Annotated in this window: 8 protein-coding genes; 3 read left to right on the top strand and 5 right to left on the bottom strand. The window is 63.1% G+C overall.

What is annotated here, in order from left to right; genetic code table 11:
* Nucleotides 1-33 precede the first annotated feature (33 nt).
* On the top strand, nt 34-1464 hold the full coding sequence (gene sbcB / locus AC0SZ7_RS30210; RefSeq protein ID WP_475507764.1) for an exodeoxyribonuclease I: 1431 nt from the start codon (nt 34-36) through the stop codon (nt 1462-1464).
* Between the two features lie 79 nt (nt 1465-1543).
* Here sbcB and mvaT read toward each other — a convergent pair whose 3' ends face one another.
* On the bottom strand, nt 1544-1924 hold the full coding sequence (gene mvaT, locus AC0SZ7_RS30205; RefSeq protein WP_475507763.1) for a histone-like nucleoid-structuring protein MvaT: 381 nt from the start codon (nt 1922-1924) through the stop codon (nt 1544-1546).
* Nucleotides 1925-2238: 314 nt separating this feature from the next.
* Here mvaT and purU point away from each other — a divergent pair, with 314 nt between their 5' ends.
* Nucleotides 2239-3090, top strand: coding sequence for a formyltetrahydrofolate deformylase (gene purU / locus AC0SZ7_RS30200; protein WP_475507762.1), 852 nt, complete (start codon nt 2239-2241; stop codon nt 3088-3090).
* Nucleotides 3091-3117: 27 nt separating this feature from the next.
* Nucleotides 3118-3285, top strand: a complete 168-nt coding sequence (locus AC0SZ7_RS30195) for a hypothetical protein (protein WP_475507761.1) — start codon at nt 3118-3120, stop codon at nt 3283-3285.
* An 801-nt stretch (nt 3286-4086) separates the two neighbouring features.
* Here the strand turns inward: AC0SZ7_RS30195 and AC0SZ7_RS30190 are convergent.
* From AC0SZ7_RS30190 to AC0SZ7_RS30175, 4 genes are all read right to left on the bottom strand, one after another.
* Nucleotides 4087-5082, bottom strand: a complete 996-nt coding sequence (locus AC0SZ7_RS30190) for a lysylphosphatidylglycerol synthase transmembrane domain-containing protein (RefSeq protein WP_475507760.1) — start codon at nt 5080-5082, stop codon at nt 4087-4089.
* Nucleotides 5079-5834, bottom strand: coding sequence for a DUF2334 domain-containing protein (locus AC0SZ7_RS30185; RefSeq protein ID WP_475507759.1), 756 nt, complete (start codon nt 5832-5834; stop codon nt 5079-5081). The genes AC0SZ7_RS30190 and AC0SZ7_RS30185 overlap by 4 nt, the downstream gene beginning before the upstream one ends.
* Nucleotides 5827-6951 carry a glycosyltransferase family 4 protein gene (locus tag AC0SZ7_RS30180; RefSeq protein WP_475507804.1) on the bottom strand — a complete coding sequence of 375 codons (1125 nt, stop codon included), beginning with the start codon at nt 6949-6951 and terminating at the stop codon, nt 5827-5829. The genes AC0SZ7_RS30185 and AC0SZ7_RS30180 overlap by 8 nt, the downstream gene beginning before the upstream one ends.
* A 93-nt stretch (nt 6952-7044) precedes the next feature.
* Nucleotides 7045-8934: a methyl-accepting chemotaxis protein gene (locus AC0SZ7_RS30175; RefSeq protein ID WP_475507758.1), complete on the bottom strand. Its 1890-nt coding sequence runs from the start codon at nt 8932-8934 to the stop codon at nt 7045-7047.
* Nucleotides 8935-9077: the final 143 nt, after the last annotated feature.

Here is a 9077-nt window from a genome sequence, read left to right as displayed (position 1 = left end):
AGACTTTGCCGACTTTGTGTACAGGAACACCCCGTGAACTCCAGCATTTTCTGGTACGACTACGAAACCACCGGCATCAACCCGTGCAATGACCGGGCGCTGCAGGTCGCCGGTATTCGCACCGATGCCGACCTCAACGAGATCGAAGCGCCGATCAACCTTTATTGCCAGCCCAGCGACGATATCCTGCCGCACCCGGCTGCCTGCGTTGTCACCGGCATCACCCCGCAGCGCCTGGCCGACAGCGGCCTGTGCGAGGCCGAGTTCATGACCCGGGTGCACGCGCAGATGGCCCGCGCCGGCACGTGCAGCGCGGGCTACAACACGCTGCGCTTCGACGATGAAGTCACCCGCTACAGCCTCTACCGCAACTTCTTCGACCCCTACGCCCGCGAGTGGCAGGGCGGCAACAGCCGCTGGGACTTGATCGACGTGGTCCGCGCCGCCTATGCCCTGCGCCCCGACGGCATTGTCTGGCCGCAGGTGGATGGGCGGGTCAGCATGAAGCTGGAGTTGCTCACTGCCGCCAACGGCATTGATCACGGCCAGGCCCACGACGCATTGTCCGACGTACGGGCCACTATTGCCTTGGCACGACTGATTCGTGACCGCCAGCCCAAACTGTATAACTGGTTGTATCAGCTGCGCAGTAAAACCAAAGTGCTGGACCAGATTCGCCTGTTGCAGCCACTGGTACATATTTCCGGACGTTTTTCCGCCGAGCGCAATTATCTCGGCGTGGTGCTGCCGCTGGCCTGGCACCCGCGAAATAAAAATGCGTTGATTGTCTGCGATCTGCATTTTGATCCACAGCCGTTGTTGCACGAGCCGGTGGAAGTTTTGCTGCAGCGTTTGTACACGCGCCGCGATGAATTGCCCGAAGGGCAATTGCCGGTGCCACTCAAGCTGGTGCATGTCAATCGCTGTCCGGTAGTGGCGCCGCTGGGTGTAGTGCGTGAGGAAGATCGTCAACGCCTGCAACTGGATATGAACCTTTATCTGCAACGTGCCGAGCAGTTGACGCAGGCCCACGCACAATGGCGCGACAAACTGCCGGCGCTGTATGGCGAGGAAGCATTCAGTAGCGTGGACGATCCGGAGCAACAGTTATACGCAGGCTTCATCGGTGACCGTGACCGGCGTTTATGTGAGCGAGTGCGTACACTGGATCCGCATCAGTTGGCGCTGGAAACCTGGATGTTCGATGATGAGCGTTTGCCCGAGTTATTGTTTCGCTACCGCGCACGTAACTTCCCCGATACGTTGAACGAAGAGGAACGCCAGGCGTGGGCCGAGTTCTGCCGCCAGCGTTTGACCGACCCGGCCCAGGGCGCGCCCAATACCCTGGATGGTTTCGCCGAGGCGTTGCGCCAATGGCAGGCCCAGGCCACGCCCGCCCAGGCGCAGGTGTTGGCGCAGTGGCAGGCGCATGTCGTTGCGCTGAAAGCACGCCTGGTGTTGTAGCACTTTATTTCAGGCATAAAAAAACGCCAGCAAATTGCTGGCGTTTTTTCTGGGGATCGAACGGCGCGAGCCGATTCAATTAGCCCAGCAGAGTTGCCCAGCTTTCGACGACGTCGCCGCCCCACTTGGCTTTCCACTCTTTCAGGGTCTTGTGGTTGCCACCTTTGGTTTCGATGACTTCACCGTTGTGCGGGTTTTTGTATTGCTTAACTTTACGAGCGCGCTTGGTGCCAGTGACTTTAACGGCAGCGCCACGTGGAGCTTTGTTCAGCTTGGCTTCAGGATCCAGCAGCGCGATGATGTCACGCAGGGATTTCTGGTATTCGCCCATCAGGGTGCGCAGTTTACCTTCGAATTCCAGCTCGGTTTGCAGTTTGTCGTCTTGCGACAGGTTCTTCAAACGGGCTTGCAGTTCTTTGATGGCTTCTTCTGTGGCGCGGTATTCGTTGATCAGGGACATGAGCAGGACCTTGTGAATGCTGTGTGTCAGGGATACTTGGCTCAATAATAGTCATAGCTTTTGTTCAAGTAAACATTAAAGCGCCGATGGCTTCACAAATGACGTTATTTTAATCGTGACCGGCGGTAGCTATTTAAGTTTGAACGGTCGCTTATTCATGAGTGTCGTCGGCAATCAAGGCAGCCCCTGCCGGATAACCCTGATAGATGCAGGGGCAATCACGCTGCACGCTTCGCACCGACGCAAGGAATACTGCAGTTTTTTCGAGTGTCCGCTAGAATAGCCGCCTTTGCGAAGTCTTGGAGTTTCCCCTCATGCGCACTTTTCGGCTGGTTATCGCTTGCCCGGACCGCGTTGGCATTGTTGCCAAAGTCAGTAATTTCCTGGCTTCCCATAACGGCTGGATCAATGAAGCAAGCCACCACTCTGATGACCAGAGCGGCTGGTTCTTCATGCGTCACGAAATCCGCGCCGACACCCTGCCGTTCGGCATCGAAGCCTTCCGCGAGGCGTTCGCGCCAATCGCCGAAGAATTCGCCATGGTGTGGCGTATTACCGACACCGAACAGAAAAAGCGCGTGGTGCTGATGGCCAGCCGCGAGTCGCACTGCCTGGCCGACTTGCTGCACCGCTGGCACAGCGACGAGCTGGACTGCGAGATCGCCTGCGTGATCTCCAACCACGACGACCTGCGCAGCATGGTCGAGTGGCACGGTATTCCCTACTACCACGTGCCGGTAGACCCGAAGGACAAGCAGCCGGCGTTTGCCGAAGTCTCGCGCCTGGTCAATCACCACCAGGCCGACGTGGTGGTGCTGGCGCGCTACATGCAGATCCTGCCGCCGCAGCTGTGCCAGGAATACGCGCAGAAGGTGATCAACATTCACCACAGCTTCCTGCCGTCGTTCGTTGGTGCCAAGCCGTACCACCAGGCTTCCCTGCGTGGCGTGAAACTGATCGGCGCCACCTGTCACTATGTGACCGAGGAACTGGACGCCGGGCCTATCATTGAGCAGGACGTGGTACGCGTAAGCCACAGCGACAGTATCGAAGACATGGTGCGTTTCGGCCGTGACGTCGAGAAAATGGTGCTGGCCCGTGGCCTGCGCTACCACCTGGAAGACCGCGTGCTGGTGCACGGCAACAAGACCGTGGTATTCAACTGACCCTGGCTTGAGCAGCGAGGCGGCCCCATGAGCGACCCCCGCGACAAGGCGGCTGCCACGCCCCCGCCCACCCTGGGCGAGGGCTGCCTGGCCCGTTACGACCCGGATGCCCTGAGCGACGACGACGGCACCGAGTTCCCCGGCGCCGAAGCGTTGTGGGAGCAAACCCACCCCAAATCCCCCGAAACGCCGTAGCAGCTGCCGAAGGCAGCGTCCGGGCTCGCTGCGGTGTGCCGGGAAAAGTGCGGCGCCTTGGACGCGGCCTGCGGCCGCTGCTACAGGGAACTGCCCAAACGACGCGATGCATCCCCGTAGCAGCTGCCGAAGGCTGCGTCAGGGTTCGCTGCGGTGTGCCGGGAAAAGTGCGGCGCCTTGGACGCGGCCTGCGGCCGCTGCTACAGGGAACTGCCCAAACGACGCGATGCATCCCCGTAGCAGCTGCCGAAGGCTGCGTCCGGGCTCGCTGCGGTATGCCGGGAAAGTGCGGCGCCTTGGACGCGGCCTGCGGCCGCTGCTACAGGGAACTGCCCAAACGACGCGATGCATCCCCGTAGCAGCTGCCGAAGGCTGCGTCAGGGCTCGCTGCGGTGTGCCGGGAAAAGTGCGGCGCCTTGGACGCGGCCTGCGGCCGCTGCTACAGGGAACTGCCCAAACGACGCGATGCATCCCCGTAGCAGCTGCCGAAGGCTGCGTCCGGGCTCGCTGCGGTATGCCGGGAAAGTGCGGCGCCTTGGACGCGGCCTGCAGCCGCTGCTACAGGGGAACAGCCCAAACGACGCCATGCGTCCCCCGTAGCAGCTGCCGAAGGCTGCGTCCGGGCTCGCTGCGGTATGCCGGGAAAGTGCGGCGCCTTGGACGCGGCCTGCAGCCGCTGCTACAGGGGAACAGCCCAAACGACGCGATGTGTCCCCCGTAGCAGCTGCCGAAGGCTGCGTCCGGGTTCGCTGCGGTGTGCCCGGAAGAGCGCCGCGCAACGGACGCCGCCTGCGGCAGCTGCTACGGGGTTGTGCGGTGCTTGAGCCGGCGCAGCAGCGGGCCGCCGACCATGGCGGCGAACACTGGGCCGCCGGCTACCAGGTAGAAGTAATAGGTCACCACCCGCCATATCAGAATCGCCGCCGCCGCGCTGGCCTTGCCCACCATGGGCGCGAGCAACGCCGCCGAGGTCAGTTCTGCCGCGCCTGCGCCACCTGGCAGCAAGCTGAATTGCCCGGCGCTCAGCGACAGCATCTGAATCAGGAACGTCCACGCCCACTGCACGTCGGCGCCCAGCCCGCGCAGGGCCAGGTACAGCACGCTGTAGCGCACGCCCCAGTGCAGGCAGGTCAGCAGGAATACCTTGGCCAGCACCGGCCGTGGCAGGGCGCAGGTGTCGGCGAAGGCTTCGAGAAAGCGCAGCAGCTTGCGCGCCCAGCGCCGCCGTTTCAGCCTGCCCACGCCGACGGTAGCCAGCAACCGGCCGTTGAAGCGGATCACGTGCCGATGCCAGCGCACCAGCGCCAGGCCAAGCGCCGCTACGCCCAGCATCAGCAAGGCGCTCAGGGTCAGCAGCCATTGCAGGCCGTGGTTAAGGTGATGAAACAGGGCGTAAAGGAATATCCCGGCCAGTGCGCAGAGGAAAAACACCAGGTCGCTGAGCTGGTCCATGGCAAACACCGCGCTGGCCCGTGCCGGGCGCACGCCGAAGCGCCCCAGCAGCGCCAACAATGTCAGCGGCCCGCCGCTGCCGCCGGGTGTGGCGCAGATGGCGAACTCGGTGGCCATCACCGTGCCCAGGCAGCGCCGCAAGGTCAGGCGGCCGGCCATGGCGCCCAGCAACAGCCGCAGCCGCAGGGCATTGATGCACCAGCACAAGCCGATCATGGCGAACATGACCGGCCACAGCGCAGCTGGGAAACGCTGCAGTCTCCCGAGCATGTCGGCGCCACCCAGCCACAGCGGAATCAGTACCGCCACCAGGATGGCCGCCGCCAGCCACAGCCAGCGTTTCATGCGGCGTTGCGGGCAACGACCTGGCGTTGCACCCAGGCCAGTTTGGTCAACGGTTGGCGGCCTTGCTGCAGCAGGCGCTGCAGGGTGTCCAGCCAATATTGGCGCGAATATTCATGGCGCATGTCCACGGGGTGCAGGCCCAGGCGGATGCAGGAGGCGGCCTGCCACTGCTGTTCACGCCAGTCGCTGAGCACCTTGGAGAAGCCGCGGCGCCAGGCGCTGCCGGCGCTCCACACCAGGCCCGGAGCCGCTATTTCGGTGAAGTCGGGCAGGCGGTACAGCTGCTGCGGGCCGCTGGTATAGCTCAGTGGCAGCCGGCCCAGGGCGCGGCGGGTGCCCTCGCTCATCAGCCAGGCCGGGGCGACGAAGCCCTGTACCGGCCAGTCGTTGCGGGCGAATACCTCCAGCCCCGACTCCAGGCGCAGTAGCGCATCGGCTTCGGACAGCTGGTAGAACTCGCCTTCCCAGGTGTACACCCGGCGCATGAAATACTCGCGCGGGGTATGCGGCATGGGGCCGTCGTCGGCATGGTAGAAGCCGTGCAGCGCCAACTCGTCGCCACGGGCCAGGCGCAGGTCCATCATGCGCCGGAACGCCGGGAAGTTATGCAGGTGGTTGTGGTGATGAAAATCAGGCACTACCAGCAGGGTCATGGGTATGTCACCCAAGGCATCGACAGCGTCGACAAAGGGTTTGTAGTCTTCCCAGCTTTGTGGGGACACGTCGTGCAACACCAGTAACACATCAGCCATGGCGAACCACCTTGCGGGCGCTGGTGCCGAGCACCGCGCGGTAATGTTCCAGGAGCCCGGCCACTACCGTGTCCCAGGCATAGTGCTGCTCTGCGTGCAGCCGTGCACGCTGGCCCAGGTCGGCGGCGGCGTGGCTGAAAAGCTCGCGCACGGCCTCGGCCATGGCCAGCGGTTCATTGGCGCGGCACAGCAGGCCGCAGTCGGGCTGGACGATCTCGTTGAACGCGCCGGCCGCCACTGCCACCACCGGTATGCCGCTGGCCATGGCCTCCAGAATTACCAGGCCGAAAGTCTCCTGGTCACCGGCGTGCAGCAGGGCGTCGGCGCTGGCCAGCAGCCTTGCCAATTCATGGGCTGGGCGGAAGTTGTCCATCACCGTGACATTGCGTGGCACGTTGGCCGGCATGTGTGAGCCCACCAGCAGCAGGTGGTACTTTGGGCCCAAGCGCTGCATGCACTGCAGCAGCACCGGCAGGTTCTTTTCCTTGGAGCCGCGGCCGGCAAAAATCAGCAGGCGCACGTCGTCGCCCAAGCCCAGTTCACTGCGTAAGGCAGGGTCACGGCGGCTCGGGTTAAAGGTGTTGAGGTCGACGCCCAGGCGCTGCACATGCACGTTGCCCACGCCCAGGCCGCGTAGCTTGTCAGCCATCACCTGGCTGGGCGCCAGCACTCGGTCGAAGTTGCCGTACAGCTTGCTCACGTAGGCTTCGACGTTGGGTGTGAACCAATTGCCCATGCGGTTGCTCACCAGCAGTGGCAGGTCTGAATGGTAAAAACCGATGACCGGCACATCCAGTTGGCGCCGTGCGTCCAGGGCGGCCCAGGCCGTGAGGTAGGGGTCGCCTACCTCGATCAGGTCCGGCTGCAGGTCCTTGAGCACGTTGCGCCAGGGGGCCAGGCGCAGGGGGAAACGGTAGCCGTTGCCGAAGGGCAGGGCGGGGGCGGGCACCTGGTAGATGCCGTTGTCCTCATTCAACGCCGGGCCGGGTATCAGCAGGCTGTGGCGCACGCCGGGGCTGGTCATGAGGCGACGGTGTTTGGCATCAAGATAGGTTCTCACGCCGCCACTGGCGGGCGCGTAGAACATGGTGATGTCAGCGATATGCACGATCGGTATCCCTGCGCAGTGTCATTCCATTAGGTTGACCGCTGGCAGGGACAGTTGTTTCATCCGATCGCGCGCCCCAGGGCGGGGCGCGCTCGGCGGGGCTTAGATGCGGAAGCTGCCCACCAGTTGCTTGAGGCGGGTGGCCTGCTGCTCCAGGTCCGAGCAGGCGCGCAGGGTGGATTGCAGGTTCTCGATGCCTTCCTGGTTGAGGGTGTTGATCTCGTTGATGTCCATGTTGATGGAGTCCACCACGGCGGTCTGTTCCTCGGTGGCGGTGGCCACCGACTGGTTCATGCCGTCGATCTCGCCAATGCGCACGGTCACGCTGCCCAGGCGCTCGCCGGCCTGGTTGGCGATGGAAACGCTGTCCTGGCTGTGGCGCTGGCTTTCGCCCATGGTGCTCACCGAGGCGCGGGCGCCCACTTGCAGCTCCTCGATCATGGCTTGCACCTGCTGCGCCGATTCCTGGGTGCGGTGCGCCAGGTTGCGGACCTCGTCGGCCACCACCGCGAAGCCGCGGCCAGCTTCACCGGCACGCGCTGCCTCGATGGCTGCGTTGAGCGCCAGCAGGTTGGTCTGCTGGGAGATGCTGGTAATCACCTCCAGAATCTGGCCGATGTTCACGGTCTTGCTGTTGAGTGTCTCGATGTGGCCGCTGGAGGTGCTGATCAGGTCCGACAGGCGGTTCATGGCCTGGATGCTGTTCTCAACCACCTGCTGGCCTTCTTCGGCCAGGCGCCGGGCGCTGGTGGCCTGTTGCGAGGCTTGCGCGGCGTTGTGGGCGATTTCCTGGGCGGCGGCGCCCAGTTGGTTGATGGCTGCGGCGACGCTGTTGGTGCGGTTGGACTGCTCGTCGGAGTTGAGCATCGACGAGTTGGACGCCGCGACCACGCGCAGCGCTACCTCGTTGACCTGTTCGGTGGCCGACGACACTTCGCGGATCGAGCCATGAATACGCTCGACGAAACGGTTGAAGGCGCGCCCCAGCATGCCAAACTCGTCGTTGCCGCTGATCTGCAGGCGGCGGGTCAGGTCGCCTTCGCCTTCGGCAATGTTCTCCATGGCGCGGATCATGGTGTGCAGCGGCCCCATCAGCACGCGAATCAGCATGCCCAGCAGGGCAATGATGATGACCACGGCCACCACGGTGGCGATCATCGCCGAGGTGCGGAACTGCGACAGCATGGCGAACGCCTTGTCCTTGTCCACGGACAGGCCGATGTACCAGTTCACCGAAGGCAGGCCCTGCACCTGGGCGAAGGTGACGATGCGGGTCTTGCCGCCGATTTCCACTTCATGCAGGGCGCTGTCGATCTTCAGGTCGCTGCCTGGGGCCATGTCATTCAGGGTCTTCATCACCAGGTCGCGGTCGGGGTGCACCAGGATCTTGCCGTCGGCGCTCACCAGGAACGCATGGCCCATGCCGCCGAAGTCCAGCGAGCGGATGATCTTGTCCATGGTGTCCAGGCTCAGGTCACCGCCCACCACGCCCAGGTTGGTGTTGCCCTGGTTGGCGGCCTGCACGATTGAAATCACCAGTTTGCCGGTGCTCATGTCGATATAGGGTTCGGTCAGCAGCGGGCCACTGGTGGCCAGGCCGCTTTTGTACCAGGGGCGCACGCGCGGGTCATAACCGGCGGGCATGGTGGCCTCCGGCTTGTTGTAGAAGTTGCCCTGCGGGTCGCCGAGGTAAATGTTCAGGAAGTTGTTGTTGAGCGTGGGTTGTTCCAGCACCCGGTTGACGTTGCCTGGCTCGGGGTTGAGGCGAATGTTTTCCACCACGTTCTGCACCAGCAGAATTCGCCCGCCCAACCAATTGCTGATGTTGGTCGAAGTTACATCGCCCATTTCATGCAGGTAGCTTTCCAGGTCCTTGCGGATCGCATTGCGTTGCAGGTAATCGTTATACAGGGTGAACAACGCAAAGGCGGCGAGCACGATGAGCGAGGCCGCGATGAGAATCTTGTGGCTGAATCTCAGGTTTTTATTCATGGGGGATACGATCCGCTAAGGTCTTAATTCGGGGCAGGTGGATTAAGCAGTGCCTTCATCCCTAAAAGGCGGGGCGAACGTTTTTTAAAGTTAGGGTCTTCCACCCGCTATATCGACCGCGGCCAGAGAAAACTTAAGCGAGG

This window comes from Pseudomonas sp. JC1203, assembly GCF_056175065.1.
This window is presented reverse-complemented; position numbering and strand designations above follow the sequence as displayed.

Bases quoted from the DNA above. Each gene is read 5' to 3' on its own strand.
- mvaT (WP_475507763.1), bottom strand. From the start codon at position 1,924: ATGTCCCTGATCAACGAATACCGCGCCACAGAAGAAGCCATCAAAGAA.
- purU (WP_475507762.1), top strand. From the start codon at position 2,239: ATGCGCACTTTTCGGCTGGTTATCGCTTGCCCGGACCGCGTTGGCATT.
- AC0SZ7_RS30195 (WP_475507761.1), top strand. From the start codon at position 3,118: ATGAGCGACCCCCGCGACAAGGCGGCTGCCACGCCCCCGCCCACCCTG.
- AC0SZ7_RS30190 (WP_475507760.1), bottom strand. From the start codon at position 5,082: ATGAAACGCTGGCTGTGGCTGGCGGCGGCCATCCTGGTGGCGGTACTG.
- AC0SZ7_RS30185 (WP_475507759.1), bottom strand. From the start codon at position 5,834: ATGGCTGATGTGTTACTGGTGTTGCACGACGTGTCCCCACAAAGCTGG.
- AC0SZ7_RS30175 (WP_475507758.1), bottom strand. From the start codon at position 8,934: ATGAATAAAAACCTGAGATTCAGCCACAAGATTCTCATCGCGGCCTCG.